At 67.7% G+C, this 24,960-nt stretch carries 31 protein-coding genes; 19 read left to right on the top strand and 12 right to left on the bottom strand.

Annotated elements, in window-relative coordinates; translation table 11 throughout:
* Positions 1–35 precede the first annotated feature (35 nt).
* Positions 36–797 carry an alpha/beta fold hydrolase gene (locus tag M1247_RS28145; protein WP_317159690.1) on the top strand — a complete coding sequence of 254 codons (762 nt, stop codon included), beginning with the start codon at positions 36–38 and terminating at the stop codon, positions 795–797.
* Here the strand turns inward: M1247_RS28145 and M1247_RS28140 are convergent.
* Entirely contained in the window at positions 780–1,040 is a 261-nt protein-coding gene (locus M1247_RS28140) for a hypothetical protein (RefSeq protein WP_317159689.1), read from the bottom strand. The genes M1247_RS28145 and M1247_RS28140 overlap by 18 nt on opposite strands.
* A gap of 71 nt (positions 1,041–1,111) precedes the next feature.
* Between M1247_RS28140 and M1247_RS28135 the strand changes: the two genes are divergently transcribed.
* The gene (locus tag M1247_RS28135; RefSeq protein WP_317159688.1) at positions 1,112–2,083 is read left to right on the top strand and encodes a GlxA family transcriptional regulator; all 972 of its coding nucleotides are present in this window, start codon (positions 1,112–1,114) and stop codon (positions 2,081–2,083) included.
* On the opposite strand, the gene M1247_RS28130 is transcribed toward M1247_RS28135, so the two are convergent.
* Positions 2,080–2,976 carry an HhH-GPD family protein gene (locus M1247_RS28130; protein ID WP_410506958.1) on the bottom strand — a complete coding sequence of 299 codons (897 nt, stop codon included), beginning with the start codon at positions 2,974–2,976 and terminating at the stop codon, positions 2,080–2,082. The two genes, M1247_RS28135 and M1247_RS28130, sit on opposite strands and share 4 nt — an antisense overlap.
* On the opposite strand from M1247_RS28130, the gene M1247_RS28125 reads away from it, so the two are divergent.
* Positions 2,975–3,595 (top strand): carbonic anhydrase, encoded by a 621-nt coding sequence (locus M1247_RS28125; protein ID WP_317159687.1) that lies wholly within the window; start codon positions 2,975–2,977, stop codon positions 3,593–3,595. The genes M1247_RS28130 and M1247_RS28125 overlap by 2 nt on opposite strands.
* An 82-nt stretch (positions 3,596–3,677) precedes the next feature.
* Complete coding sequence (locus tag M1247_RS28120; RefSeq protein ID WP_317159686.1) at positions 3,678–4,445, top strand: hypothetical protein; 768 nt, start codon at positions 3,678–3,680, stop codon at positions 4,443–4,445.
* A gap of 6 nt (positions 4,446–4,451) precedes the next feature.
* Here the strand turns inward: M1247_RS28120 and disA are convergent, their stop codons facing one another.
* The 3 genes from disA to M1247_RS28105 are packed head-to-tail and all read right to left on the bottom strand — an operon-like array spanning position 4,452 to position 7,612.
* Positions 4,452–5,567: a DNA integrity scanning diadenylate cyclase DisA gene (gene disA / locus M1247_RS28115; protein WP_317159685.1), complete on the bottom strand. Its 1,116-nt coding sequence runs from the start codon at positions 5,565–5,567 to the stop codon at positions 4,452–4,454.
* 8 nt (positions 5,568–5,575) lie between these two features.
* Positions 5,576–6,976 (bottom strand): DNA repair protein RadA, encoded by a 1,401-nt coding sequence (radA, locus tag M1247_RS28110; protein WP_317159684.1) that lies wholly within the window; start codon positions 6,974–6,976, stop codon positions 5,576–5,578.
* A 54-nt stretch (positions 6,977–7,030) separates the two neighbouring features.
* A complete protein-coding gene (locus tag M1247_RS28105; protein WP_317159683.1) occupies positions 7,031–7,612 on the bottom strand; it encodes a copper chaperone PCu(A)C domain-containing protein in 582 nt (193 codons plus the stop codon).
* Between the two features lie 273 nt (positions 7,613–7,885).
* Between M1247_RS28105 and carD the strand changes: the two genes are divergently transcribed.
* From carD to M1247_RS28075, 6 genes are read left to right on the top strand one after another with little or no spacing between them, the layout of a single operon-like run.
* Positions 7,886–8,374, top strand: a complete 489-nt coding sequence (gene carD / locus M1247_RS28100) for an RNA polymerase-binding transcription factor CarD (RefSeq protein ID WP_011731020.1) — start codon at positions 7,886–7,888, stop codon at positions 8,372–8,374.
* Between the two features lie 6 nt (positions 8,375–8,380).
* Positions 8,381–9,046: a 2-C-methyl-D-erythritol 4-phosphate cytidylyltransferase gene (gene ispD, locus M1247_RS28095; RefSeq protein WP_317159682.1), complete on the top strand. Its 666-nt coding sequence runs from the start codon at positions 8,381–8,383 to the stop codon at positions 9,044–9,046.
* Entirely contained in the window at positions 9,043–9,528 is a 486-nt protein-coding gene (ispF, locus tag M1247_RS28090; protein WP_317159681.1) for a 2-C-methyl-D-erythritol 2,4-cyclodiphosphate synthase, read from the top strand. Before ispD ends, ispF begins: the two co-directional genes overlap by 4 nt.
* 23 nt (positions 9,529–9,551) lie before the next feature.
* A complete protein-coding gene (gene cysS / locus M1247_RS28085) occupies positions 9,552–10,958 on the top strand; it encodes a cysteine--tRNA ligase (RefSeq protein ID WP_317159680.1) in 1,407 nt (468 codons plus the stop codon).
* The gene (rlmB, locus tag M1247_RS28080; RefSeq protein ID WP_317159679.1) at positions 10,959–11,903 is read left to right on the top strand and encodes a 23S rRNA (guanosine(2251)-2'-O)-methyltransferase RlmB; all 945 of its coding nucleotides are present in this window, start codon (positions 10,959–10,961) and stop codon (positions 11,901–11,903) included.
* Between the two features lie 3 nt (positions 11,904–11,906).
* The gene (locus M1247_RS28075) at positions 11,907–12,527 is read left to right on the top strand and encodes a GIY-YIG nuclease family protein (protein ID WP_317159678.1); all 621 of its coding nucleotides are present in this window, start codon (positions 11,907–11,909) and stop codon (positions 12,525–12,527) included.
* A 1-nt stretch (position 12,528) separates the two neighbouring features.
* On the opposite strand, the gene M1247_RS28070 is transcribed toward M1247_RS28075, so the two are convergent.
* Genes M1247_RS28070 through mrf form a run of 4 tightly spaced genes read right to left on the bottom strand, consistent with a single transcriptional unit; the run spans position 12,529 to position 16,130 of the window.
* Positions 12,529–13,767: an SLC13 family permease gene (locus tag M1247_RS28070; protein ID WP_317159783.1), complete on the bottom strand. Its 1,239-nt coding sequence runs from the start codon at positions 13,765–13,767 to the stop codon at positions 12,529–12,531.
* The gene (locus tag M1247_RS28065) at positions 13,764–14,684 is read right to left on the bottom strand and encodes an MBL fold metallo-hydrolase (RefSeq protein ID WP_317159677.1); all 921 of its coding nucleotides are present in this window, start codon (positions 14,682–14,684) and stop codon (positions 13,764–13,766) included. The genes M1247_RS28070 and M1247_RS28065 overlap by 4 nt, the downstream gene beginning before the upstream one ends.
* A 22-nt stretch (positions 14,685–14,706) precedes the next feature.
* Positions 14,707–14,955, bottom strand: a complete 249-nt coding sequence (locus tag M1247_RS28060; protein ID WP_317159676.1) for a type B 50S ribosomal protein L31 — start codon at positions 14,953–14,955, stop codon at positions 14,707–14,709.
* On the bottom strand, positions 14,952–16,130 hold the full coding sequence (gene mrf / locus M1247_RS28055; protein WP_317159675.1) for a ribosome hibernation factor-recruiting GTPase MRF: 1,179 nt from the start codon (positions 16,128–16,130) through the stop codon (positions 14,952–14,954). Before mrf ends, M1247_RS28060 begins: the two co-directional genes overlap by 4 nt.
* A gap of 74 nt (positions 16,131–16,204) precedes the next feature.
* On the opposite strand from mrf, the gene rpmB reads away from it, so the two are divergent.
* Genes rpmB through rpsR form a run of 4 tightly spaced genes read left to right on the top strand, consistent with a single transcriptional unit; the run spans position 16,205 to position 17,152 of the window.
* Positions 16,205–16,441: a 50S ribosomal protein L28 gene (rpmB, locus tag M1247_RS28050; RefSeq protein ID WP_317159674.1), complete on the top strand. Its 237-nt coding sequence runs from the start codon at positions 16,205–16,207 to the stop codon at positions 16,439–16,441.
* Complete coding sequence (rpmG, locus tag M1247_RS28045; protein WP_317159673.1) at positions 16,441–16,605, top strand: 50S ribosomal protein L33; 165 nt, start codon at positions 16,441–16,443, stop codon at positions 16,603–16,605. The genes rpmB and rpmG overlap by 1 nt, the downstream gene beginning before the upstream one ends.
* Positions 16,605–16,910, top strand: coding sequence for a 30S ribosomal protein S14 (gene rpsN / locus M1247_RS28040; RefSeq protein ID WP_317159672.1), 306 nt, complete (start codon positions 16,605–16,607; stop codon positions 16,908–16,910). Before rpmG ends, rpsN begins: the two co-directional genes overlap by 1 nt.
* Complete coding sequence (gene rpsR, locus M1247_RS28035; protein ID WP_317159782.1) at positions 16,910–17,152, top strand: 30S ribosomal protein S18; 243 nt, start codon at positions 16,910–16,912, stop codon at positions 17,150–17,152. Before rpsN ends, rpsR begins: the two co-directional genes overlap by 1 nt.
* Before the next feature lie 9 nt (positions 17,153–17,161).
* On the opposite strand, the gene M1247_RS28030 is transcribed toward rpsR, so the two are convergent.
* Together M1247_RS28030 and M1247_RS28025 are read right to left on the bottom strand one after the other, a co-directional pair.
* Positions 17,162–17,866, bottom strand: a complete 705-nt coding sequence (locus tag M1247_RS28030) for a TIGR03943 family putative permease subunit (protein WP_317159671.1) — start codon at positions 17,864–17,866, stop codon at positions 17,162–17,164.
* Entirely contained in the window at positions 17,863–18,861 is a 999-nt protein-coding gene (locus M1247_RS28025) for a permease (RefSeq protein WP_317159670.1), read from the bottom strand. The genes M1247_RS28030 and M1247_RS28025 overlap by 4 nt, the downstream gene beginning before the upstream one ends.
* Before the next feature lie 90 nt (positions 18,862–18,951).
* Between M1247_RS28025 and M1247_RS28020 the strand changes: the two genes are divergently transcribed.
* Both M1247_RS28020 and M1247_RS28015 read left to right on the top strand, forming a co-directional pair.
* Positions 18,952–19,236 carry a DUF1490 family protein gene (locus M1247_RS28020; protein ID WP_317159669.1) on the top strand — a complete coding sequence of 95 codons (285 nt, stop codon included), beginning with the start codon at positions 18,952–18,954 and terminating at the stop codon, positions 19,234–19,236.
* 5 nt (positions 19,237–19,241) lie between these two features.
* Complete coding sequence (locus M1247_RS28015) at positions 19,242–21,380, top strand: heavy metal translocating P-type ATPase (RefSeq protein ID WP_458695262.1); 2,139 nt, start codon at positions 19,242–19,244, stop codon at positions 21,378–21,380.
* Here M1247_RS28015 and aztA read toward each other — a convergent pair.
* Positions 21,358–22,014, bottom strand: a complete 657-nt coding sequence (gene aztA / locus M1247_RS28010) for a zinc ABC transporter ATP-binding protein AztA (protein ID WP_317159668.1) — start codon at positions 22,012–22,014, stop codon at positions 21,358–21,360. The genes M1247_RS28015 and aztA overlap by 23 nt on opposite strands.
* 37 nt (positions 22,015–22,051) lie before the next feature.
* On the opposite strand from aztA, the gene aztB reads away from it, so the two are divergent.
* Genes aztB through aztC form a run of 3 tightly spaced genes read left to right on the top strand, consistent with a single transcriptional unit; the run spans position 22,052 to position 24,953 of the window.
* Entirely contained in the window at positions 22,052–22,888 is an 837-nt protein-coding gene (gene aztB / locus M1247_RS28005; RefSeq protein ID WP_317159667.1) for a zinc ABC transporter permease AztB, read from the top strand.
* The gene (locus tag M1247_RS28000; RefSeq protein WP_317159666.1) at positions 22,885–24,045 is read left to right on the top strand and encodes an ABC transporter; all 1,161 of its coding nucleotides are present in this window, start codon (positions 22,885–22,887) and stop codon (positions 24,043–24,045) included. The genes aztB and M1247_RS28000 overlap by 4 nt, the downstream gene beginning before the upstream one ends.
* A complete protein-coding gene (gene aztC, locus M1247_RS27995) occupies positions 24,042–24,953 on the top strand; it encodes a zinc ABC transporter substrate-binding protein AztC (RefSeq protein ID WP_317159665.1) in 912 nt (303 codons plus the stop codon). Before M1247_RS28000 ends, aztC begins: the two co-directional genes overlap by 4 nt.
* Positions 24,954–24,960 lie beyond the last annotated feature (7 nt).

Genomic DNA, 24,960 nt, shown 5'->3' with positions numbered 1-24,960 from the left:
TTCAGGCTACCGCGCGGCCACGGCAAGATAACGGCATGGTCACGAAATTCCTCACCCACCGCGGTGGTCAGGGCGAGCCCATCGTGCTGGTGCACGGGCTGATGGGGCGTGGCAGTACCTGGTCGCGCCAGTTGCCGTGGTTGGTCGGGCTGGGTGAGGTCTATACCTACGACGCGCCGTGGCATCGCGGGCGTGACGTCCGCGATCCGTACCCGATCAGTACCGAACGGTTTGTCGAGGATCTGGGTGAGGCGGTGGCGGGGTTGCACCGGCCGGTCCGGCTGGTCGGGCATTCGATGGGGGCGTTGCATTCGTGGTGTCTGGCCGCCGCCCGCCCCGAGCTGGTGACCGCGGTGGTGGTCGAAGACATGGCGCCGGACTTCCGCGGCCGCACCACCGGTCCGTGGGAACCGTGGGTGCATGCGTTGCCGGTCGAATTCGGGTCCGCGCAGGAGGTTTACGACGAATTCGGTCCGATCGCCGGGCAGTACTTCCTGGAGGCATTCGATCGGACGTCGACCGGTTGGCGGTTGCACGGTGAACCGCAGTGGTGGTTGGACATCGCTGCCCAGTGGGGAACGCGCGACTACTGGTCGCAGTGGCGCGCCGTGGCGGCGCCGACACTGCTGATCGAAGCGGGTAACTCCGTGGCACCGCCCGGGCAGATGCGTCAGATGGCTCAGATGGCGAGTCGGGCGACCTATCTGTATGCACCGGGGGCAGGCCACCTGGTCCACGACGAGCAGCCCGGGGTGTACCGGTCGGCCGTCGAGAAGTTTCTAGCGTCGCTCACCTAACACGCCCGGTGTCGGCCAGGTCGGGTGATGCTCGAAGCGCGTCCGGATCGCGTCGAGGTCCCGCTCGGCGCGGTACACCTCATAGTTCGCGGCATCGGCGCCCAGCAGGCCCGCCAGCGGGGAGGCCACCCGGAACTGGTCCAGTCGGATGCGTAGCGCATCGCCACGGTGGGCGGCCCAACTCAGCGCGGCGGCCACGGCGAACGGGGAAACGATGATCAACAGGGCGAGTGCAATAGTCATGGCAGTAATGCTCGTGGACATCACATTCTGCCAACAGTGGCAGTGAGGACACCTTTGGGTAAAATACTGCCATGCTCAAAAGCGTATCCACGTTGGTGCTCGACGGGCTCGCGGTTTTCGAGTTCGGGGTGATCTGTGAGGTGTTCGGCATCGACCGCTCCGCCGACGGCGTGCCCAACTTCGATTTCAAGGTGTGCGGACCGGTGGCGGGCCAACCGCTGCGGACATCGGTGGGCGCCCAACTGACCCCCGACCACGACCTCAGTGCGTTGGTGGGTGCCGATCTTGTGGCGATCCCGGCGATCGGCGGATCCGAGTACCTGCCGGAGGCGTTGGAGGCGGTTCGGGCCGCCGCCGACGCGGGCTCGATCATCCTGACGGTGTGCTCGGGTGCCTTCCTGGCCGGCGCGGCCGGTCTGCTCGACGGCAGGCCGTGCACCACCCACTGGATGCACGCCGACGCGCTGGCGCGGATGTACCCCACTGCGAAGGTGGACCGCAACGTGCTGTTCGTCGACGACGGCAACCTCATCACCAGTGCAGGCACCGCCGCAGGCATCGACGCGTGCCTGCACCTGGTCCGGCGCGAGCTGGGCAGTGAGGTGACCAACAAGATCGCGCGACGGATGGTGGTGCCGCCGCAGCGTGACGGCGGTCAACGCCAGTTCATCGATCAGCCGATCCCGGTCCGGTGTTCGGAACGCTTTGCCCCGCATTTGGATTGGATCATCGGGAATCTGGAGAAGCCGCATACGGTGACCACGCTGGCCAGGCGGGCGGCGATGTCCACGCGCACGTTCGCCCGTCGTTTCGTGGAGGAGACCGGTACCACGCCGATGCAGTGGATCACCGATCAGCGGGTGCTGTACGCGCGTCGGCTGCTGGAGGAGACAGACCTCGACGTCGACTGGATCGCCGAGCGGTCGGGTTTCGGTACCGCGACCCTGCTGCGTCACCACTTCCGCCGTGTCATCGGGGTGACGCCGTCGGACTATCGGCGCCGATTTGCCTGTGGTGCACCTGAAGTCGAGGTGAGCGCCTAACCGTCGCCTTCGCCGGCGAGGGCGAACCGGCCGTCGGCCGTCTGCTCCACCAGACCGTCGACGAGCAGCGAATCCAGGGCGCGGTCACGCTGCGCCGGATCCGCCGGCCATGCCACGTCAAGTTCGCTTCGCGTGACCGTGGTAGTGCTGCCGCGCAACACATCCAGCAACTTTCCGCGGACCTCACGGTCGGTGCCTGCGTAGCGCTGCACCCGCTTGGCGAGTGTCCCCGCCGGGTATCCCGCTGAACGCCAACGGCACTCGCTCAGTGGGCAGGTGCCGCACCGTGGTCCGCGAGCGACGCACACCGTGGCGCCGAGTTCCATCAGTGCGGCCGAAAATCGCGGTGCCGTCTCATCCTCGGGCAACAGCGCCGCCACCTCGTCGAGGTCGCGCACACTCGCGGGTGAATCCGCCCGGCCGTGTACCGCGCGGGCCACCACCCGGCGCACATTGGTGTCGACCACCGGAACCCGGGCCGCGTAAGCGAAGCACGCCACCGCCCGCGCGGTGTATGCGCCGATGCCAGGCAGGCCCAGCAGCGTCTCGACATCCGAGGGCACCTCGTCGCCGTGATCGGCGGCGATCGTCACCGCACACTCGTGCAGGCGCTTGGCGCGCCGTGGATAGCCGAGCTTGCCCCAGGCCCGTAACACCTCCGCGGACCCCGCCGCAGCGGTGGCCGACGGGGTGGGCCAACGCTCGATCCAGGCCAGCCAGATCGGCTCCACCCTCGCCACCGGTGTCTGCTGGAGCATGAACTCGCTGACCAGGATCTGCCACGGCGTCACGCCGTTGCGGCGCCACGGCAGATCCCGCTGCGCGTGCGAATACCAGCGCAAAAGCTCACCCGCGTCGATGGTCATGACGCGTTCAGGCAAAATGGTAGCCATGCCCAACTCGAACCCCATATCCGCCTGGAAGGCACTCAAGGAGGGTAACGAGCGCTTTGTTGCCGGCGAACCGCAGCATCCCAGCCAGGACATCGCGCGGCGGGCAAGCTTGGCGCACACGCAGAAGCCGACCGCGGTGGTGTTCGGCTGCGGAGACAGCCGGGTGGCCGCCGAGATCCTGTTCGACCAGGGTCTGGGCGATATGTTCGTCGTGCGTACCGCCGGTCATGTCCTCGACAACGCGGTGCTGGGCTCGATCGAATACGCGGTCTCAATCCTCGACGTGCCGCTGATCGTGGTGCTGGGCCACGACAGTTGCGGTGCGGTCAAGGCGGCGATCGCCGCACTCGACGAAGGCGAGATGCCCGGGGGCTATGTGCGCGACATCGTGGAGCGGGTGACCCCGTCGATCCTGATGGGCCGGCATTCCGGGCTCACCCGCGTGGACGAATTCGAGGCCCAGCACGTCAAGGAGACGGTTGCGCAACTGCGGATGCGCTCGGCGGCGATAGCGCAGGGTATCGCCGCGGGCACGCAGGCCATCGTCGGCGCGACGTATCATCTGGCCGACGGCCGGGTGGAGTTGCGGGATCATCTGGGCGATATCGGCGAATCCTGAGGCCAGGAGCACATAAAGCCCACAGACGACACGCCGGGCCGCCTCGGGCAACTGGGCATGACCTGGGCTTACCGTGAAGGTCGTGTTGGAATTGGATCCTCAGGGCCCGCTGCCCGCTCAGATTTACTGGCGGCGCAGGGCGCTGGCTATCGGAATTGCGGTAGTCGTCATCGGGGTCATCGCCGCGATCGTCGCGGTGATCATGACCAACAGCTCAGGCGCTGAGACCAAGCCCGCCGACGAATCGTCTGCCGAGGCGGCCCCACCCACGCCGCTGCCTGGCGAGAACCCCGAGGTCAAGACGCCGGTGAAGCCACCGGCTCAGCAAGCTCCACCACCCACGGCGACCCCGACCGCCGCCGTCACGCCGCCTCCGGTGCTCAAGGAGGGCGACGACTGCCCGGATTCGACGCTCGCAGTCAAGGGCATCACCAGCCAACCCGAATACGTCGTCGGCGATCAGCCGAAGTTCACCATGGTGGTCACCAACATTGGGCTGGTCGCCTGCCAGCGCGACGTGGGTGCAGCGGTGCTCGCCGCCTACGTCTACTCACTGGACAACACCCGGCTGTGGTCGAACCTGGATTGCGCACCGTCGAACGAGACCCTGGTCAAGACGTTCAATCCGGGGGAGCAGGTCACCACCGAGGTCACCTGGACCGGAATGGGATCGGCGCCGCAATGCCCGCTGCCGCGCCAGCCGATCGGCGCAGGCACCTACAACCTCATCGTCCAACTGGGCAATCTGAGATCCGCGTCGGTGCCGTTCACCCTGGCTGATCCCGCCCAGCATCCCGCTCCGCCGCCGGGCGGTGCCCCGGCCGCACCCGGCCCGATTCCCGGTAACTGAGCCGGCTCAGGCCAGCCGGTCGGCGATAGTCGATTCGGCGAGCAGCGACAAACCTTCGCGGATGTGGCGGGCCCACATCGACCCGATCCCTTCCACCGACTGCAGATCGTCGGAGCTCGCGGCCAGTAGACCCTGCAATGAGCCGAATGAGCGCACCAGCAGATCGACGTGGGCGAACTGCAGGCGTGGGATCGCCGCCATGGCGCGGTAACCGCGTGAACTCATCGCCGAGTCCTGCGCCTCCATAGTTGACGGATAGCCGAAAACCCTTGCCACCGTGGTGAAGTCGAGCAGCTCATTGTCGGTAAGGGCGTCCAGCTCGTCGAGGGTCGCGCTGACCTGCGCTGCGGTCGGTGGGTCTGGGTTGGCGTGATAGTCGCGCACGATGAGCTCACGGGAAATGTCGTTGTCACCCACGAGTTCGTCGAGTTGCAGTTTCAGCTGGCGGCCGTCGGTGCCGAGTTCAACCACGTCGGCGTCGATCTCCAGGCTGATGCGGCGCACCATTTCCAGGCGCTGGACCACGGTCATGACGTCACGCAGCGTCACGAAGTCCTCGATCTCGGCGGTCGACAACTGGCGGCTCACCTCGTCGAGCCTGCCCTTGTAGCGCTCGAGCGTGGCGATGGTCTGGTTGGCCCGTGACAGGATCGTCGCGGACTCGGGCACCACATGGCGCTCACCTGCGACATAGACCGTGACGATGCTCATCGAATGGCTCACCGACACCACCGGATAGCCGGTCTGGATCGCGGCGCGCTCGGCAGAGCGGTGCCGGGTGCCGGACTCATCGGTCGGGATCGAAGGGTCGGGTACCAGCTGGACGTTGGCGCGCAGGATGCGGCTGGCATCGCTGGACAGCACCACTGCACCGTCCATCTTGGACAGCTCCCTCAACCGGGTCGGCGCGTACCGCACATCCAGCTCGAATCCGCCGTCGCAGATGGATTCCACGCTGTCGTCGTAGCCGAGCACGATCAGCGCCCCGGTGCGACCCCGCAGGATGCGCTCCAGCCCGTCGCGCAGCGGCGTGCCCGGGGCCAGCCGGCCCAGTGTCTCGCGCAGCGTCGGCCGCGCCAGTTGTACGACGTTGCGGCCTGCCCTGCCGGATTTGACGGCCATCGGCCCTCCTAGGATCGGCCGCTATTGTCCGCGATATCCCTGATCGCCCGCAACGCCGTCCTGATGTTGTCTGCGGTGATCACGCGCATTCCAGCCGGAGGGGCGGTTACGCCGGGCGGCACCACCGCGCAGTTGAAGCCCAACCGGGCGGCCTCGGCAAGTCTGCGGTCCAGCCCCGTCACCCGGCGCAGGTCACCTGCCAGACCCACCTCGCCGACGGCCACCGTGTTCATCGGCAGCGCCAGGTTCATCGACGCCGATGCGATGGCAAGTGCGACGGCCAGATCCGAGGACGGGTCGGTCAGGCGCATCCCGCCGACCGTGGACAGGTACAGGTCGTTGCGCCCGATCGGCAGCCCGGCGTGACCCTCCAGCACCGCGCCGATCATCGCCGCCCGCGCGGAGTCGATGCCGCTGACGGCGCGACGCGGCGTACCGGAGGCCTGGGTGCCGACGAGGGCCTGCACCTCGCCGATCATCGGGCGTTTACCGTCGAGCGTCACCGTCACCGCAGTGCCGGGAACGGGCGCGGGCCGCTGGTCGAGGAACAGTCCGGACGGGTCGCTGACGCATTCGATCCCGTTGTCGTGCAACAGGAAACATCCGACTTCGTCGGCCGCGCCGAACCGGTTCTTCACACCCCGGACCATCCGCAGTGCCGAGGTGCGGTCCCCCTCGAAATGCAGCACGACGTCGACCAGATGTTCCAATGACCGGGGCCCTGCGATGGCGCCGTCCTTGGTGACATGCCCGACGAGAATCAACGCGACCGGCCGGTCACCGGGGGCGGCCTTGGCGTAGGAGGTCAACGCCGTCGTCACGGCCCGCACCTGGGTTACCCCGCCCGTGACACCGTCGGCTTCGGTGGTGGACATGGTCTGGACCGAGTCGACCACCACCAGGCTGGGGCGGACCTCCTCGATATGGCCCAGTGCGATCTGCAGATCAGACTCGGCCGCCAGGTAGACCTCGTCATGGGTACAGCCTGTGCGCTCCGCGCGCAGGCGGATCTGCCCCGCGGATTCCTCGCCGGACAGGTACAACGCCCGCTTGCCGTTGTGCGCCCACCGGCTGACCACCTCGAGCAGCAGAGTGGACTTGCCGACGCCGGGATCACCGGCAAGCAGCGTGACCGAACCTGCCACCAGCCCGCCGCCCAGGACCCGGTCCAGTTCGCTGACGCCGGTTGCATGATGGCTGGTGACGCCGGGTTTGATCGAGGTGATCGGCACGGCCGGGGAACTGGGTGCGACCGAGCGTCGGACTGCGCCGCCGCCTACCGAAGCCAGGGTGGGGGCCTCGTCGACCGTGCCCCAGGTGCCGCAGTGCGCGCAGCGGCCGACCCATTTGGGTGTGACGTGCTGACATTCCGAACAGCGATACTGCGAACGTACTTTCGAAGCGACCACGCCGTGACAGTATCGGCTCGTCCCGACAAAACGGGTCAGGACACCGGGCGGTTCCTAGTGATGACCGCCGGATTCGCCACCCTCGGCGGATTCGGTCTCGCCGGTCTTGTCGCGCCGCGGCTCATTGCCCGCCGAGATCGGTACTGCGACGGTCGCCTCGCCGTTCTCGAACGTGAAGGTGAAGTCGTAGGTGAGCCCGTTGGTGATCGGCTTGTTCAGCGCCACGTCGGCCGTGACCGCGTCGGCGGTCTCGGCGCTCTCCAGTGCTGCGAGCTGGCCGTCGGGTTCGCCCACCACCAGGGTGCCGGTGGCGGGCAGGGCGCCGTCGCCCGCCAGCGTCACGTTGCCGACGTCCGAGGAGATCGACACGAGCTTGTTGTTCTGGTCCGGTGAATTGTTGACGGCGACGAACAGCAACTCGACCTCGGAGCCCGGCTCGACGTAGTCGGACTGCTGCGGCGCCCGCAGGTGAACATTGCGCAGCGAGATGTCGCCCGCCTGCGCGTTGACACCGTTGACCGCCGGTTCCTGGACCGACGTCTGGGAGACCTGTCCGGCACTGCAGCCGGTGAGCGCGGCAGCGGCCAGGCCGCACGCGGCTAGACCGGCCGAGGCGCGCAATGTGAAGCGGTTCACTCAAGCCTCCTGAACTGGGTCGCCGTACTTCGACTATGCACAGTAGTAGGTAGCGGTGACCCGCGGAACCGGCAGGGTTGGCAACCGTCGGATCGGGTCGGCGATGAGTGTGCGAAACCACAGTGCGCGGGCGCCGAAAACGCCTCCGCGTTGCATGGTTTCGTCACCGTGTCAACCCCTGCGCTTCACCTGCAGTGCCCCTGACCTGCATAGTTGATCGGCGCGCGAACCGGGCCCGTGTTAGGATGGAATAGCGAAAGGGGCTCGAATCAGATGATTTTTAAGGTCGGAGACACCGTTGTATATCCACACCACGGTGCTGCGTTGATCGAGGCGATCGAAACCCGGACCATCAAGGGCGAACAGAAAGAATATCTCGTCCTGAAGGTCGCCCAAGGCGATCTGACCGTTCGAGTACCCGCTGACAATGCCGAGTATGTCGGGGTCCGTGACGTCGTCGGCCAGGAAGGCCTCGACAAGGTCTTCCAGGTGCTGCGTGCGCCGCACACCGAGGAACCCACGAACTGGTCGCGCCGCTACAAGGCCAACCTCGAGAAGCTGGCCTCCGGTGACGTGAACAAGGTCGCCGAGGTCGTGCGTGATCTGTGGCGCCGCGATCAGGAACGCGGCCTGTCTGCGGGCGAGAAGCGGATGCTGGCCAAGGCCCGGCAGATCCTGGTGGGCGAGCTTGCGCTGGCCGAGAACACCGATGACGCCAAGGCGGAGACCATCCTCGACGAGGTTCTGGCCGCCGCGTCCTGACGCGTTGTGGCAACGGTAGCCGTCGTCCCGGCCGCCGGCTCTGGTGAGCGGCTCGGCGCGGGCAGGCCGAAAGCATTCGTCAAATTGGGCGGTAAGCCCCTCTTGGAGCATGCCCTTGATGGGTTGCATGCTTCCGGCGTCGTCGACCGCGTGGTGGTCGCGGTGCCGCCGGCGCTCACCGATGAGGCCAAATTGGTCTTCGGTGGTGCCGCGGAGATATTGGCCGGTGGCGTCGACCGCACCGAGTCTGTGGGGCTGGCGCTGGCGGCCGTCGGTGATGCCGAACTCGTTCTGGTGCACGACGCGGCCCGCGCACTGACCCCGGCGTCATTGATCGCCCGCGTGGTGCAGGCACTGAAATCAGGCCACGCAGCAGTGGTTCCCGGTCTGCCGCCCGCGGACACCATCAAGGCCGTCGACGCCAACGGAGTGGTGCTGGGCACCCCGGAGCGGGGCGGGCTGCGTGCGGTGCAGACACCGCAGGGCTTTCACACCGAGGTGCTGCGCCGCGCCTATACGCGGGCCGGTGGGGGTGGCTTCACCGACGACGCTTCGTTGGTCGAGCAACTCGGCACCCAGGTGCAGATCGTCGAAGGCGACGTCCTGGCCTTCAAGATCACCACTCCGATGGATCTGTTGTTGGCCGAAGCGGTCCTGGCAGGCCGCGCGTGAACATTCCACGAGTCGGGTTGGGCACCGACGTCCACCCGATCGAGGCCGGCCGTCCGTGCTGGCTGCTGGGCCTGCGTTTCGACGACGCCGATGGCTGTGCCGGACACTCCGACGGTGATGTTGCCGCCCACGCCCTGTGCGATGCGCTGCTGTCAGCGGCCGGTCTCGGCGACATCGGTGCGGTATTCGGCACCGACCGACCCGAATGGCGCGGGGTCACCGGTGCCGACATGCTGCGCCATGTGCACGGATTGCTGCAGGCAGCAGGATTTCGCGTGGGCAATGCCGCGGTCCAGGTGATCGGCAACAGGCCGAAGGTCGGTCCGCGCCGCGACGAGGCCCAACGGCTGCTCAGCGAGCTGATCGGGGCGCCGGTGTCGGTGTCTGCGACCACCACCGACGGTCTCGGGCTGACCGGCCGCGGGGAGGGTTTGGCCGCCCTGGCCACGGCCCTGGTCCTCGGCGATGTCAAGGAAGCCTGAATAGGCCGGTAAGCTGGCGCGTCGTGACCGATCGCGCCGGATTGCGGCTATACGACACCATGGCGGGTGCCGTTCGCGATTTCGTACCGTTGCGGCCCGGGCACGCCTCGATCTACCTGTGCGGTGCAACCGTTCAGGGGCTGCCGCACATCGGACATGTCCGTAGCGGGGTGGCGTTCGACGTGTTGCGCCGCTGGTTGACCGCGAACGGCTACGACGTCGCGTTCATTCGCAACGTCACCGACATCGACGACAAGATCCTCAACAAGGCGGCCGACGCAGGCCGCCCGTGGTGGGAATGGGCCGCCACCTTCGAGCGCGCATTCACGGCCTCCTACGACGCGCTGGGTGTGCTACCGCCGTCGGCCGAGCCCAGGGCCACCGGGCACATCACCCAGATGGTCGAGCTGATCGAGCGGCTGATCGACAACGGCCATGCCTACGCCGCCGGCGGGGACGTCTACTTCGACGTGCTCAGCCTGCCGTCCTACGGCCAACTGTCCGGCCACCGGATCGACGACGTCCACCAGGGCGAAGGCGCGGGAACATGCAAACGCGACCCGCGCGACTTCACGTTGTGGAAGGCCGCCAAGCCGGGTGAACCGTCGTGGCCGACTCCGTGGGGACGTGGACGCCCCGGTTGGCACACCGAGTGCGTCGCGATGTGCGAGGCCTACCTGGGTGAGGCGTTCGACATCCATGCCGGCGGCATGGACCTGGTTTTCCCTCACCACGAGAACGAGATCGCCCAGGCTCAGGCCGCGGGCGACGGGTTCGCCCGCTTCTGGCTGCACAACGGCTGGGTCACCATGGGCGGCGAGAAGATGAGCAAGTCGCTGGGCAATGTGCTCGCGATTCCCGCGGTGCTGCAGCGGGTCCGGGCCGCCGAACTGCGCTACTACCTGGGCAGCGCGCACTACCGGTCCATGCTCGAGTTCTCGGAGAACGCGCTGCAGGATGCGGTCAAGGCCTACACCGGCATCGAGGATTTCCTGCACCGCGTGCGCAACCGGGTGGGCAACGTGGCCGTCGGTGAGTGGACGCAGAAGTTCGCCGATGCGCTCAACGACGATCTGTCGGTGCCGATCGCGCTGGCCGAGGTGCATGCCGCCCGCGCCGAGGGCAACCGCGCGTTGGACGCCGGTGACCACGACGGCGCGATGGCGCAGGCCACCGCGATCCGGTCGATGATGGGCATCCTCGGATGCGACCCGCTCGACGAACGCTGGGAGTCGCGCGACGAAACCTCCGCCGCGCTGGCTGCTGTCGACGTTTTGGTGCAGTGGGCGCTGGCGAGCCGGGCCGAGGCCAGGCAGAACCGGGACTGGGCGGCGGCCGATGCCATCCGCGACCGGCTCAAGGAGGCGGGCATCGAGGTCACCGACACCGCCGACGGACCACAGTGGGCTCTGGACGGGGATACTAAGTAAATGGCCGGCAATTCGCAGCGCCGCGGCGCAGTCCGCAAACCAGGCACGAAGAAGGGTCCGACCGTCGGCTCCGGAGGTGTGCGCCGCCGCGGGCTGGAGGGCCGGGGAGCCACCCCGCCTGCAGCCCAACGCCCCCATCATCCGGCGGCCAAGAAGGCCAGGGCCGCCAAGAAGGCGCAGCAGCAGCGCTCCAACCGCAGAACCGACGACACCGAGTTGGTGCTCGGCCGCAACCCGGTGCTCGAATGCCTGCGGGCGAAGGTCCCTGCCACCGCCCTGTACATCGCGCTGGGCACGGAGGCCGACGAGAGGGTCACCGAATCTGTCCAGCTCGCCGCGGATTCGGGCATCTCGATTCTTGAGGTGCCCCGCACCGACCTGGACCGGATGAGTGCGCACGCGCTGCATCAGGGCTTGGGCCTGCAGGTACCGCCGTACTCGTATGCGCACCCGGATGATCTGCTGGCCGCTGCCAAGGCAGACGGTGCCCCCGCGCTGCTGGTGGCGCTGGACAACATCTCTGATCCCCGCAACCTCGGCGCGATCGTGCGTTCGGTGGCCGCGTTCGCCGGGCACGGTGTGGTCATCCCGCAACGTCGCTCGGCGTCGGTGACGGCGGTGGCCTGGCGGACCAGTGCCGGGGCCGCCGCCCGGGTCCCGGTGGCACGTGCGACGAATTTGACTCGGACACTGAAGAGTTGTGCCGACGCGGGCCTGCAGATCGTCGGGTTGGACGCCAGTGGCGACACCACACTCGACGAGCTCGAGGGCAAGGGTCCGATGGTCGTGGTGGTCGGTTCGGAGGGCAAGGGTTTGTCCCGACTGGTCCGCGAGAACTGCGATGCGGTGGTGTCGATCCCGATGGCCGGGCCCACGGAGTCGCTGAACGCGTCGGTGGCCGCCGGTGTGGTGCTCGCCGAGATCGCCCGTCAGCGCCGGAGCTAACCGGTGTCCAAAGGGCGAAGTGCCAGCAGCCCGGCGGGCTTTCTTGCCGCCCGGCCGTTCACCCGGGAGGAAGTGTTCAGCGATCCCTGCCCGGTTCCCGAGGCGCCCGGTGCCAACGGTTGGTGGTTTCGTAAGGTGCCTGCGGACATCGACGTTTCGGGATGTCAACAGCGGGACGGCCTCACCCTGCTCTACGTCGGCATCAGCCCCACCCGCCCGCCGGTCAGCGGAAAGCCGCCGAGCACCCAGGATCTGCGCAAGCGGGTGAGGTATCACTACGGCGCGGCCAACGCGGACGCGGACGGCTCTACGCTGCGCAAGACGCTCGGCATCCTGCTCGCGGAAGAGCTCGGCTTCAAGCTGCGCCGTATCGGCAACGGCGACCGGCGGACCTTTGCCGGGGGTGAAGCCGTTCTGACGCAGTGGATGGCCGAGAACGCGTTGGTGTCGTGGCTGGTTCACCCTGAGCCGTGGTATTTGGAAGAGAAGCTGATCGCCACGTTCGACCTGCCGCTCAACGGTCAGGAAGCCAACAAGGGCAACGCCTTCTACCCGGAGCTGAAGCGCCTGCGGCGTGCGGCGATGAACAATGCGAACAAGCTTCGCGTGCTCAAGGAGTGGTGAGCTACACCCCGAACAACCGGACTCCGACCCACAATCCGAGTACCGAGACCACCAGCGTCAGCGGCACGGTGGCCAGCCCGACCCGGCTGAACTCGCCGAATCCAGCCTTGAGCCCATGGCGGTGTACGACATGGCGCCACAACAGGTTTGACAGCGACCCGACGTAGTTGAGGTTCGGTCCGATGTTCACCCCGATCAACACGGCGAGCACGGCCGCCGGCCCGGAGGCCGTCACCAGCGGCAACAGCAACAGCACGGCGGGAAGATTGTTGACGAGGTTGGCCAGCACCGCGGCCACCGCCGCGAACGCCAGGAGTGCGGGCAGTGAATCACCTTGGGGCAGCACCCCGCTCATGACGTCGCCGAGCCCGTTCTGCACGACCGCATACACGACCACACCCAGGCACAGCACGAACGCCAGGAACGGCAGATTGACGGCGTGGGCGATACCGCGAAATGTGCTGCGCCGCTGAGCCAGGCTGCGTACACCGAGAGTTACCGCACCGGCCAGGGCCGCCCAGGCGGGGGAGACGCCGAGCGCCGAGGCGGCCGCGAAACCCGCAAGCGTCAGCCCGAGCACCACAAGCACGAAAACAGGGATCTCGGCCGGTGGCGGTGTGACGTCGGCGACCCGGCCCCGCGGCAACTCGCGTGCGAAAAGCCAACGCAAAACCAGGAATTCAACGGCGATCGCGGCCAGCCACGGCAGTGCCATCACCGCGGTGAAGTGGACGAATGACAACCCGGCGACCGTGAACGCCAGCAGGTTCGTCAGGTTGGACACCGGAAACAGCAACGACGCGGTGTTGGCCAGATGCGCGGTGGCATAGGCGTGCGGCCGCGACGGGATCGACAGCGTGCGCGCGGTCGCCAGCACCACCGGGGTGAGCAGCACGACCGTGGCGTCCAGGCTCAGCACGGCGGTGGTCGTCGCGGCGATGACGAAGACCCGCGTCAGCAGGCGCCGCGGATTGCCTCTGCTGGCCCGGGCCATGAGGGTGCCTGCGGCGTGGAACAGACCCTCGTCGTCACACAGGTGGGCCAGCACCAGCACGGCGGCCAGGAATCCGACCACGGGTAGCAAGCGCCCCACCTCGGCCAGCGCGTCGTCACGTGAAATCACCCCGAAGGCGATGAGCAGCGCCGCGGCGGGCACCGCGGCGACGGCCTCCGGCCACCCGTTCGGGCGCACCATGGCGAAGACCAACACCACCGCCAGCGCGATCAGCGCCAGCGTCAGCGCCACGGATCAGCGCGTTCCCACAGCGCGGGCAGATGCAAGCCGATACCGTCCTCATCGGCCAGCCGGGTCAGCACCCGCATCGAGACATCGAGGTCGTCACCGGCATACGGCAGTGCCCGCAACGGCTTGTCCAGGGGCCGGAAGAAATCGTCCCAGTGGATCAGGACCACCCGGCGGGCGCCGACCGTGCGCACGGTGTCGGTCCAGTAGTCGATCAGATACCGCTCGGGCTGGATCCCGAGCTGCCCGATGCCCAGATAGACGACATCGGCGCGTTGCCCGGCCAGTGCGCCGGGGACGGCCCCGGCACTGCCGACGATCAGCATGCGGCGCTGAGAGGCCCGGTGGTGCACCAGCGTCGCCCACGCCTCGCCACACTTGTATGCCGACGCCTTGACCGGGGGTACCACCGGTGTGGTGATCGTGCCGGGGAACCGGTCGGGTGGGCAGTGAACGGATTCGAAGAGCGTGACGTCAAAGGCTCCAAGGCGCACAGGTGCGCCCGGGTCGACGGTGATGAGCCGGTCGGCGGACAGGCCGTACCCGAGGCCGATCTGGGCTGTCGAGGTGCCGCCCACCAAGGGCGCGCCGGTGCGCTCGGCCACGACGGCGGAGTCCATGGCGTGGTCGAAATGGCTGTGCACCGGCAGCACCCCGTCGAGGCGATCCACCCTGAGCCGGGACAGACAGCCGTCGATGCGGGGCAATGACGGGGCCAGCCGCCCCAGGCCGACGGTCAGCAGGCCGGGCCGCGAGAAGAACCCGTCGGTCAGCACTGCCGATGAGCCGTCGTCGATCAACAGGGTGGTGACCCCTGCCCACGTCACCCACAGCGGAGATTCCGCGGTGGCCGACGGCGCATCGACGAACCGTGCGTAGTCGGCCAGGTCGGGCCTGCCGGGTTTGAGCCGCATGGACCCACCCTAAGGTGGAAACCTAGCCGTAGCGGCGGCGGAATTTCTCCACCTGTCCGGCGGCGTCGATGTGGCGCTTGGAGCCGGTCCAGAACGGGTGTGAATCGGAGCTGACATCCACCACGATCAACGGGTAGCGCTGTGTGCCTTCGGCGGTGGGCCAGTCGATGGTGCGCTCGCTGGTCGCCGTGGATCGGGTGAGGAACCGGGATCCGGTGGCGGCGTCCTGGAAGACCACCGGGTGGTAGTCGGGGTGGATGTCGCGTTTCATCGGGCTTCTCCTTCGTGGTGGCCTGGTGTGGCGGGTTCGTCGGCCGGTTCCTCGCAGGGTTCCTCGTGCCAGTCGCCGAACGGGTCGGGGTACCGGTCCCACTCGCCGGGGCGGGCGAATTCGGTGTCGGTGAGCAGGGCGCCCCGCAGCCCGGCGACGATCTCGTCCGGGCGTGCGCCGCACGCCAGCACCGTCAGTGAGACGTGCCGGTCACCGAATTCGTCGTCCCAATCGATCGCGGCCAGCGCGCGTCGTTGTGGGTCCGTGTAAGCCAGCTCGCTGGAATCCATTGCCGCCAGCCATTTTCCGGCATTCCTGAAGTGCAATCCGCCGCCGGCGGATTCGATCCACATGACGTCGTCGGCGCGCCCGGCCAGCCAGACCCTGCCGCGGGTTCGCACCACGCCGTCGAGTAGCAGGTCCAGCGCGGCGTGCAGTCGCAGCGGATGGAAGGGGCGGCGCGCGGTGAACTCGACGATCCCGACCTCCCCGTCGCGGTCCAGTGGTGGCTCACCGGCCAGCAGCGGGTCGTGCGGTGCGGTGGCCCCGCCGCGGCGACTGTCGGGTTCGAGGTGTGCCAACGCAAGCTCGACGCGGTCCGGACCGACGGTGATCCTGGCGCGCGGCGCGAGCCGCCGCAGCACCGCCAGCGTGGTGGCCTCGGGCTCGGTGAGCACCAGCACGTCGGCGAACTCCGCCTGCCCGACCACCACCTGGGCGGCGGTGCGGCCGTCGTCGAGTTCGTCCTCACCGACGCTCTGGTGCAGCCAGTGCATGGTGTCGACGCAGCCGATCACCGCCTCGATGCGGACGTCACGCGCGGCCGGGCCGTCGAGGTAACCGGGTCCGACGCGCACCCGGATGTTGTTGACGGCCCAGCACACGGGCTCCGGTTCCATCCATGCCATCAACTGCACGACGATGCGCTCTACGTCGCTGCGCCGGTGCAGGCGTCGCAGCAGTATCAGCAGGTCGTCGCGCACCGTGCAGGACATGCAGCCGTGCGCCAGTTCCAGGGCCCAGTCCGAGGTGGCCGCCGCGGTGCCGACCGTGCGCACCACCACCTGGCCGTCGAAGGTGTGCCGGACCAGCACGGTTCCGGGTTTGCGACTGAGTTCTCCGACGACGCCGTCGGTATCGCCCTGGCCGGCGACCAGCACAACAGGGGTTCGCACCTGGCCTCCCGATTGACTATTGAAAACGATTATCATTACGGTTTAGCTAGATTACCGCACGACGAAGGAGCCCCATGTCTGCCCACTGCCAAGTCACCGGGCGAACGCCCGGATTCGGGAACACGGTGTCGCACTCACACCGGCGAAGCCGTAGACGCTGGAACCCGAACATTCAGAACAAGACGTACTTCCTGGCTTCGGAAGGCCGTCGCGTCCGGTTGCGCGTGAGCGCCAAGGGAATCAAGGTCATCGACCGGGACGGCATCGAAGCGGTGGTCGCCCGGCTGCGCAGCCAGGGCGTGAAGATCTGATGGCCCGCAACGATATTCGCCCGATCGTGAAACTGCGCTCGACCGCGGGGACCGGGTACACCTACGTGACCCGCAAGAACCGCCGCAACGACCCGGACCGGATTGTGCTGCGCAAGTACGACCCGGTGATCCGCCGCCACGTCGACTTTCGAGAGGAACGCTGATGGCGAAGCTGTCCAAGATCGTCAAGAACGAACAACGCCGGAAACTGGTGGAGCGCTACGCCGAACGTCGCGCCGAACTCAAGGAGACCATCCGTAACCCGGCCAGTTCCCGTGAGCAACGGGCGGCCGCGGTTTCGGCGTTGCAGCGGCTGCCTCGTGATTCCAGCCCGGTCCGGCTACGCAACCGTGATGTTGTGGACGGCCGACCGCGCGGGCATCTGCGCAAGTTCGGCCTGTCCCGGGTCAGGGTCAGGGAAATGGCGCACCGGGGAGAGCTCCCGGGCGTACGGAAGTCGAGTTGGTGATGGCAGGCAAGAGCAAGGCGAAAAAGCGTCCACCCGTCAGCGAGGTCAAGAAACCCCGGCGCAACCAACTCGACGCGCTCGGTGTCACGAAGGTCGATTACAAGGATGTTCAGTTGCTGCGGACCTTTATCAGCGAGCGTGGCAAAATCCGCGCCCGGCGCATCACCGGACTGACACCGCAGCAGCAGCGACAGGTCGCCACGGCGATCAAGAACGCCAGGGAGATGGCACTGCTGGCGTGATGCCCGCGGTCACGCGTAAGGGTGTGCCGGCGGATCGGTGCGCGCGGCGCTCAGCACGGACATGGTCGGGAGCTGCCGTCGGCTCGAATCACCCTGCCCGGCAGGAACTGTGCCTTCGACGGTGATCCAGGTGTTCTCCGGATACCCCGAAATCTGGGCGGTCGCGGGTCCGGACAACCTGATGCGGGCCAGTTGCGCATCGGCCGCACAGCAGATGATGACCACCCGGGCCAGGTCAGTGCGGTCGCCGTCGCGCATGGTGAAGCCGCGGACCGTGATGGTGCGGCCGTCGAGTGTGCCTGCGGTGTCCTGGGCGACCCGGATGAGCACATCGGGTAAGGAGAGTTCGGGGGCGCGGCCGTCGGGCAGCGGTGCGAACGGCCGACGCAGTACATCGGTCGAGACTTCGCTGACCGAGGCCGCGTCGGGCCGGATGGCCGGCGGTACCACAAACGCCAGCATGGCAATCGGGATGAGCAGCAGCCAGGCGGTGCCCGACCGGTGCGCGTGGTCGTGCCCGGGCTCGGCGGCGGCGCCCCGGCGGATGTCGCGGGTGATCGCCGCCAGTGCCAGCGCGATGAGCAGCACCGCGGTCGCTATCAGGAATGGCAGTACGGACGGTTTGACGTAGCGGGTGTAGCTGCCGGTGGCCGCGATGATCGCTGCGCTGACCCCGACCAGCAGCAGTAGTGCGTTCTCGGTTTCGCGGCTCATCCCGATCCCAGGACAAGCAGCCCGACCCCGGTGGCCACCAGGGTCGCCACCACGAATGTGGCCGGGGCGAACCGGATTGCGAATGCGCGGCCGAACATCCCGGCCTGCATGGCGAAAAGCTTGATGTCGACCGCCGGTCCGACCACCAGAAAGACCAGCCGGGGCAGCAGTGGCAGCATCGTGAGACTCGCCGCGACGAAGGCATCGGCCTCCGAACACAGGGCGAGCACCACCGCGAGCAACGCCATTGTCACCACTGCCAGCAGCAGCTGGCCTGCGAGATGCTCGTACACCCAGACGGGAACCAGCACGTGCAGGGCGGCCGCGGCGGCAGCCCCGATCACCAGGTAGGAGCAAGCGGTCAGGAAGTCGTGCCGGGCGGCCTCGGTGAAGACTTCCCACCGGGAACCGCCACCGTGGTGCGGCTGGGGCAGTCGCCGGGAGATCCACTCCGGCCTGCCGAACCGCGCCCACGCCGCGCCCATGACCAGCGCGGTGAGCAGCGAGGCCGCGCACCGCGCCGCCACCATCTCCGGATGGCCGGGAAACGCCACCGCGGTCGCCACCAGCACCACGGGATTGATGGCAGGTGCGGCCAGCATGAAGGTCAGCGCCGCCGCGCCCACCGCTCCCTCGCCGAAAAGCCTGCGTGCCACCGGAACCGAACCGCATTCACAGCCAGGTAGGGCCGCGCCGCCGACACCGGCGGCCAGGATTGCCGCGCCGGTGCGGCGCGGCAGCCAGCGGGCCAGACGCTCGGGGGTCACGAACACCGCGATCAGCCCGCTGATCACCACACCGAGCGCCAGAAACGGCAGCGCCTGCACGAACACTCCGCAGAACACCGTGGCGGCTGTCGCCACATCCGGTGTGTCGACCACGAATCCGCGCAGCGGGCCGCCGACGAGTGCCAGGGTCACGATCCCGGCGACGAGCGCTTGCATCGACGTGGGCCGCCAACGCGTCACCGGCGGGTTCATGGCCACGGCGGCCATGATGCCAGCCGATCCTGGGTGTTCGACCGCGCGGCGCGGCGAAAATGACAATCATTTTCCCCCACTGGCGCCGGGGGTTAGGCTGTCGGCATGGTGTTGCACGGTTTGCTGGCGAAAGCGGCGACGACGGTCGTCACGGGTGCTGTTGGCGTTGCGGCGTATGAGGGGTTGCGTAAAGCGATCGCCAAGGCCCCGGTGCGGGAGGCTGCGGTGACCACCACTGCGTGGGCGCTGCGCGGTACCCGCAAGGCCGAAGAGGGCGCAGAATCGGCCCGGTTGAAGGCTGCGGACGTGATGGCCGAGGCGCGGGAGCGGATCGGTGAGGAAGCGCAGCCTCCCGCCGTTTCGGACGCCGGACACACCCACGACCACTGAGCACTGTGGCAGCCCTGACGGTCGTGTCCGACGCCGCCGGTCGGATGCGCGTGCAGGCGCCATGGTTCCGTGGCGACGCCATACGTGCGGTTGCCATCGAGGACGCGGTGGACCAGGTGCCGGGCGTTCGGGTGGTGCACGCCTATCCGCGGACCGCCTCCGTGGTGGTGTGGTACTCGCCGAAGCGCTGTGATCGCGCCGCGGTGATGGCGGCGATCTCGGCGGCCGCGGACGTGGCGCGCAGTTTGGTGCCGGTTCGGACACCCCGTTCCGCCGACATCCACAATGCCGACGTCATGCGCATGGCGATCGGTGCGATTGCGTTGGCATTGTTGGGAATTCGACGCTACGGCTTAGCCCGGCCACCGCTGCTCGGCCCAACCAGCAGAACTTTCGCCACCGGGGCCACCATCATCACCGGCTACCCGTTTCTGCGCGGTGCGCTGCGGTCCCTGACCGGCAATCGCGCCGCGGGGACCGACGTGCTGGTCTCAGCGGCCACGGTGGCCAGCCTGGTGCTGCGCGAAAACGTGGTGGCGCTGACTGTGCTATGGCTGCTCAACATCGGCGAATACCTCCAGGATCTGACCCTGCGGCGCACCCGTCGCGCGATCGCCAATCTGCTTCAGGGCACCCAGGATACGGTGTGGCTCCGGCTGCCCGACGGCGGCGAAATCGAGGTGGCCATCGACACTGTGCGAATCGGCGACGAGGTGATCGTCCACGAACAGGTGGCGATCGCAGTCGACGGCGTGGTCAGTGCCGGCGAGGCCATCGTCGATCAGTCGGCCATCACCGGAGAGAGCCTCCCGGTGGCGATCACTCCCGGTGACAAGGTGTACGCAGGCTCTGTCGTTGTGCGTGGAGAGTTGGTCATCACCGCTGAAGCGGTCGGTGCCCAGACGACGATCGGACGGATCATCGCGCGGGTGGAGGAAGCGCAGCAGGACCGGGCGCCGATCCAGACGATCGGTGAGAATTTCTCCCGCCGCTTCGTGCCCGCATCGTTCCTGCTGTCGGCTGCAACGCTCATGGTGACCGGGGATGTGCGCCGTGCCATGACGATGCTGCTGGTCGCCTGCCCCTGTGCGGTGGGCTTGGCGACGCCCACCGCGATCAGCGCCGCGATCGGGAATGGCGCCCGGCGCGGCATCCTGATCAAGGGCGGGTCGCACCTGGAACAAGCAGGCCAGGTCGACGCGGTCGTCTTCGACAAGACCGGAACCCTCACCGTCGGCCGGCCCATTGTCACCAATGTTGTTGCCTTCCAGAAGGGCTGGGAGCCAGAACAGGTTCTTGCCTACGCCGCGAGTTCCGAGATCCACGCGAGGCATCCGCTGGCCGCGGCCGTCATCAGGTCGACCAAAGAACGGCATATCGAAATACCTCCGCACGAGGAGTGCGAGGTGCTCGTCGGGTTGGGAATGCGGACCAGGGCCGATGGGCGAACGCTCCTACTCGGTAGTCCGTCGCTGCTCCAGCAGGAGAACGTCCGGGTGACCAAGCGTGCATCGGATTGGGTGGACAAGCTGCGCAAGCGTGCCGAGACGCCGTTGCTGCTGGCGGTGGATGGAAAGCTGATCGGTCTGATCAGCCTGCGTGACGAGGTCAGACCGGAGGCTGTAGAGGTGCTGCAGGCGCTGCGGGCCGCCGGGGTGTGTCGACTGGTGATGCTGACCGGCGATCATCCCGACGCTGCCGCGGCGGTGGCCGAGGAACTCGGTATTACCGAATGGCGTGCCGAGGTCATGCCCGAGGACAAGCTAGCGGTGGTCCGGGATCTGCAGGCCGAAGGTCACACAGTCGCGGTTGTCGGTGACGGCGTCAACGACGCACCCGCTCTGGCGGCGGCAGACATCGGCATCGCGATGGGACTCGGGGGCACCGATGTCGCGGTCGAGACCGCCGATGTGGCGCTGGCCAGTGACGATCTGCGGCGGCTCCTCGACGTGCGGGACCTGGGCGGGCGAGCCGTCGACGTGATCCAGCAGAACTATGCGATGTCCATCGCGGTCAATGCCATTGGTCTCCTGGTGGGGGCCGGTGGTTCGTTGTCCCCGGTGCTCGCCGCAGTTCTGCACAATGCGTCATCAGTTGCCGTGGTGGCCAACAGCGCTCGGCTCATCCGTTACGAACTGCGGTAGCGGTCGACATTCCGGCGAGGTCGAGGCGGTGGTCGAACCGATCGAACGCATCGTCGTCGTGGGTGGCGGCGATGACTGTGGTGCCGGACTCGGCGAGCCTGCGCAACTGTCGGTAGACGGTCTCGGCGCTTGCCGCGTCGAGACCGGCGGTGGGTTCGTCGAGTAGCAGGATCGGCGCCTGCTGTGCGAAGGCCTGCGCGAGCAGCACGCGCTGGCGCTGCCCGCCGGACAGCTCGCCGAACCGGCGCTTGCGCAGATCGTCGAGCCCCAACTCGGCCACCCAGAAGTCGACGATGTCGCGGTCGGCAGCGTTGAGCCGGCCCAGCAGGCCGCGTCGCCGCCAGCGTCCCATCGCCACGGCCTCGGCCACGGTGATGGGAAAGCTGTCGGCGACCTGATCGCGCTGTACGGCCAGCGCGATGTCATTGACACCTCCGAGGTCGACGACACCCTGCTGGGGGCGTAGCAGGCCCGCGATGAGGCCGAGCAGGGTCGACTTGCCGCAGCCGTTGGGGCCGAGTACCGCCGTGGTCGCCGAGCCGGCGATCTCGATCGTCAGCTCGGTGAATATCTGATTTCGGTTGTAGCCGAACGTCACTCGGTCCAGCAGGACGGGATGCAACGATACCTCCAAATTGAAAACGATTATCATTAATGATAAGAGTTTAAGCATGCTGAACTGGTTGGGCGCACCGTTCGGCTCCGAGGTCGTCGTGCGAGCGGCGATCGCGGGGTCGGCGGTGGCCTTGATGTGCGCGATCGTCGGAACCTGGGTCGTGCTGCGGGGGGCGGTGTTCCTCGGTGACGCGATGTCGCACGGCATGCTGCCCGGTGTCGCGCTGGCCTCGGCGCTGGGCGGAAATGTGTTCGTCGGTGCGATGATCGCTGCGCTGGGAATGGCCTACGGTGTCGCGGCGCTGAACCGGTCGGCGCGGTTCTCCTCCGACACCAGTATCGGTCTGCTGCTGGTCGGCATGCTCGCCGTCGGGGTCATCGCCGTATCCCATTCCAGCAGCTACGCAGTCGATCTCACGGCTTTCCTGTTCGGTGACGTCCTGGGTGTGCGCACGGGCGATATCGCGATGCTGGGCGTAGCACTGGTCGGCATCGCCGCCGTCGCATTCGTCGGCCGTCGCGCGTTCGTCGCCGTGACCTTCGACCCGCGCAAGGCGGCCACGCTGCGGCTGCAACCGCAGCTCGCAGGCATTGCGCTCACGGTGTTGATCGCCGTCGCGATCGTCGCCTCGTTCCACGTGGTCGGCACCCTGCTGGTGCTCGGCCTGCTGGTGGCACCGCCTGCGGCCGCCACGCTCCTGGCACATTCCATCGGCCGCATCATGGCGCTGGCAGCCGTCATCGGCGTGTTGTCGGTCTGGCTGGGCCTGCTGCTGTCCTGGCACGCCGCGACGGCAGGCGGCGCGAGCATTGCCGCCGTGGCCGTCGGAATCTTCTTCTGCGCAGCCACCGCTGTCGCCGTGACGTCGCGCCGGGAGGCGGTACCCGCATGAGGACGCTGTCTCTCGTCCTGGCCGCCGTGCTGGTGCTGGCCGGTTGCGCCCCCGCGGAAAAGCCCGCTGTGCCAGCCACGTCGGCAGCCCACGACGACACAGGAATCGATGCGCGGGAGAGCGCGGATCCCGTGACCCGGCTGGTGCTGGTCGAGCCGGGCACCGGTGCGACGGTGGTGTACGACGCCGGTGGCGAAACCGAGGAGTCGCTCGGCGAGTTCGGTCCGACCGGCGGGGTCAGCGGTGATGGGCGGTTTGCCTACCTGCACGGCGAGACAGGGCTGACGATCGTTGACGCCGGATCGTGGACATTCGACCATGGCGACCACTCGCACTATTACGTCATGGCCCCCGGCGTGGCAGGCACCGTCGACGGCCGGGTCGAGCGCGCCGATGGACAGCGCGATCTCACCGCGCTGCGCCGCGGCGACGGCACAGTCGAGGTGCTCGACCGGAAACGCCTGGGCGAGCACCACATCGCATCCGCAGCCGGGTTCGACGGTCTGCGCGATGCCGCCGCAGTCATGCCGCTCGGTGCGGATCTGGTGGCGGTGACGCCCAGCGGCGCGGTCAATGCCATCACATGGGACGGTGCGCGGCAGACGTTGGGGCAATGCCCCGGGGTGACGGGGTCGGCTCTGGTGAGTGGTGCGGTCGTATTCGGCTGTGCCGACGGTGCGGTGAAGATCTCGAAACGGGCCGGGAAGCTCGTGGCGCAACAGCTGCCGTTCGGAAACGGCGGTCCCACAGTGCAGCCGGGCCCGCTCGTGCACCGTCACGGCGGTATGACGCTGGCCGCGATCGCCGGAGACGACGTCTGGGTGCTGAACGCCAAGCGTGGTGACTGGGCGTCGGTTCGGATTCCCGGTGCGGTCGCGGTCAACACCATCTCAGCCGAATCTGTGCTGGCACTGACCGAAGACGGACAGCTGCGTGCCTTCGATGTGCCCTCCGGAACGCAGACCGGCGCCCTCCAATTGTTCAGTGGGCCGGTGTCATCGGCGGCGCCCGTGATCGAGGTCGATGCCGACCGGGCCTACATCAACGACGTCGCCGCCCGGGCCGTCTACGAGATCGATTACGCCGACCCGCTGCGGCTGGCGCGCACGCTGAAAACCTCTGTCGCTCCTGGCTTCATGGTGGAGACGGGCCGATGAGCGGGCGGTGGTGGCGGCTGCTGGTCATCGGTGTGGTCGTGGCGGTGACGGCAGCCTGCGGCGCCCAGGGGGGTGGCGACGGCCGGCCGGACATCGTGGTCACCACCACGATCCTGGGCGATGTGGTACGCCAGATCGTCGGTGACACAGCCGATGTCCGCGTGCTGATGAAGCCCAACGCCGATCCGCACTCGTCGAGTCTGTCGGCGGCCGACGCGGCCCAGATGAGCGATTCCGATCTCGTCGTCTACAACGGGCTGGGCCTGGAAGAGTCCATGCAACGTCATGTCGACGCCGCAGCCGAAGACGGTGTCGCGACCCTGCCCGTCGGCGATCATGTCGATCCGCTCCGGCTTTCGGGCACCGACGACAGCGGGATCGATCCGCATTTCTGGACCGATCCGCAGCGGATGGTCCTGGCGGTCGATGTGATCGCGGACCGGATCGGTGAGCTGCCAGGAATCGACAGTGGGGCAATAACGGCCAATGCCGGACGGTATCGCGACGAGTTGACCCGCCTGTCGGAGGCGATGGCCGCCCGGTTCGCGGTGATACCCGCCGAGCGTCGCAAACTCGTCACCAACCACCACGTGCTCGGCTATCTGGCCGATCGATTCGACTTCACCGTGATCGGTGCGGTGATACCGAGTGGCACCACCCTTGCCTCACCCAGCGCATCGGACCTCGAATCGCTGACGCGGGCAGTGCGCACCGCCGGTGTGCCTGCCATCTTCGTGGATTCCTCGCAGCCCGACCGGTTGGCGCGGGTGCTCGCCGAGCACGCCGGGGTGAACGTCAACGTCGTCACGCTCTACACCGAATCCCTCAGCGAGCCGGGAACACCCGCGGACAGTTACCTCGCCATGATGCGGGCCAACACCGAAACCATTGTTACCAACCTGATGTGACGTCATT

The sequence above is a fragment of the Mycobacterium appelbergii genome (genome assembly GCF_032883035.1).
GTDB classification, from domain to species: Bacteria; Actinomycetota; Actinomycetes; order Mycobacteriales; family Mycobacteriaceae; genus Mycobacterium; species Mycobacterium appelbergii.
This window is presented reverse-complemented; position numbering and strand designations above follow the sequence as displayed.

Excerpts from the sequence above, each read along its gene's own strand:
- M1247_RS28065 (WP_317159677.1), bottom strand. The coding sequence starts at position 14,684 with ATGCGGCTCAAACCCGGCAGGCCCGACCTGGCCGACTACGCACGGTTC.
- M1247_RS28145 (WP_317159690.1), top strand. The coding sequence starts at position 36 with ATGGTCACGAAATTCCTCACCCACCGCGGTGGTCAGGGCGAGCCCATC.
- rpsN (WP_317159672.1), top strand. The coding sequence starts at position 16,605 with ATGGCGAAGCTGTCCAAGATCGTCAAGAACGAACAACGCCGGAAACTG.
- M1247_RS28020 (WP_317159669.1), top strand. The coding sequence starts at position 18,952 with ATGGTGTTGCACGGTTTGCTGGCGAAAGCGGCGACGACGGTCGTCACG.
- rpsR (WP_317159782.1), top strand. The coding sequence starts at position 16,910 with ATGGCAGGCAAGAGCAAGGCGAAAAAGCGTCCACCCGTCAGCGAGGTC.
- rpmG (WP_317159673.1), top strand. The coding sequence starts at position 16,441 with ATGGCCCGCAACGATATTCGCCCGATCGTGAAACTGCGCTCGACCGCG.
- carD (WP_011731020.1), top strand. The coding sequence starts at position 7,886 with ATGATTTTTAAGGTCGGAGACACCGTTGTATATCCACACCACGGTGCT.
- M1247_RS28130 (WP_410506958.1), bottom strand. The coding sequence starts at position 2,976 with ATGGCTACCATTTTGCCTGAACGCGTCATGACCATCGACGCGGGTGAG.
- rpmB (WP_317159674.1), top strand. The coding sequence starts at position 16,205 with ATGTCTGCCCACTGCCAAGTCACCGGGCGAACGCCCGGATTCGGGAAC.
- M1247_RS28060 (WP_317159676.1), bottom strand. The coding sequence starts at position 14,955 with ATGAAACGCGACATCCACCCCGACTACCACCCGGTGGTCTTCCAGGAC.
- M1247_RS28125 (WP_317159687.1), top strand. The coding sequence starts at position 2,975 with ATGCCCAACTCGAACCCCATATCCGCCTGGAAGGCACTCAAGGAGGGT.
- aztC (WP_317159665.1), top strand. The coding sequence starts at position 24,042 with ATGAGCGGGCGGTGGTGGCGGCTGCTGGTCATCGGTGTGGTCGTGGCG.
- M1247_RS28140 (WP_317159689.1), bottom strand. The coding sequence starts at position 1,040 with ATGACTATTGCACTCGCCCTGTTGATCATCGTTTCCCCGTTCGCCGTG.
- aztB (WP_317159667.1), top strand. The coding sequence starts at position 22,052 with ATGCTGAACTGGTTGGGCGCACCGTTCGGCTCCGAGGTCGTCGTGCGA.
- M1247_RS28030 (WP_317159671.1), bottom strand. The coding sequence starts at position 17,866 with ATGAGCCGCGAAACCGAGAACGCACTACTGCTGCTGGTCGGGGTCAGC.
- rlmB (WP_317159679.1), top strand. The coding sequence starts at position 10,959 with ATGGCCGGCAATTCGCAGCGCCGCGGCGCAGTCCGCAAACCAGGCACG.
- disA (WP_317159685.1), bottom strand. The coding sequence starts at position 5,567 with ATGGCCGTCAAATCCGGCAGGGCAGGCCGCAACGTCGTACAACTGGCG.
- M1247_RS28000 (WP_317159666.1), top strand. The coding sequence starts at position 22,885 with ATGAGGACGCTGTCTCTCGTCCTGGCCGCCGTGCTGGTGCTGGCCGGT.
- M1247_RS28025 (WP_317159670.1), bottom strand. The coding sequence starts at position 18,861 with ATGGCCGCCGTGGCCATGAACCCGCCGGTGACGCGTTGGCGGCCCACG.
- M1247_RS28135 (WP_317159688.1), top strand. The coding sequence starts at position 1,112 with ATGCTCAAAAGCGTATCCACGTTGGTGCTCGACGGGCTCGCGGTTTTC.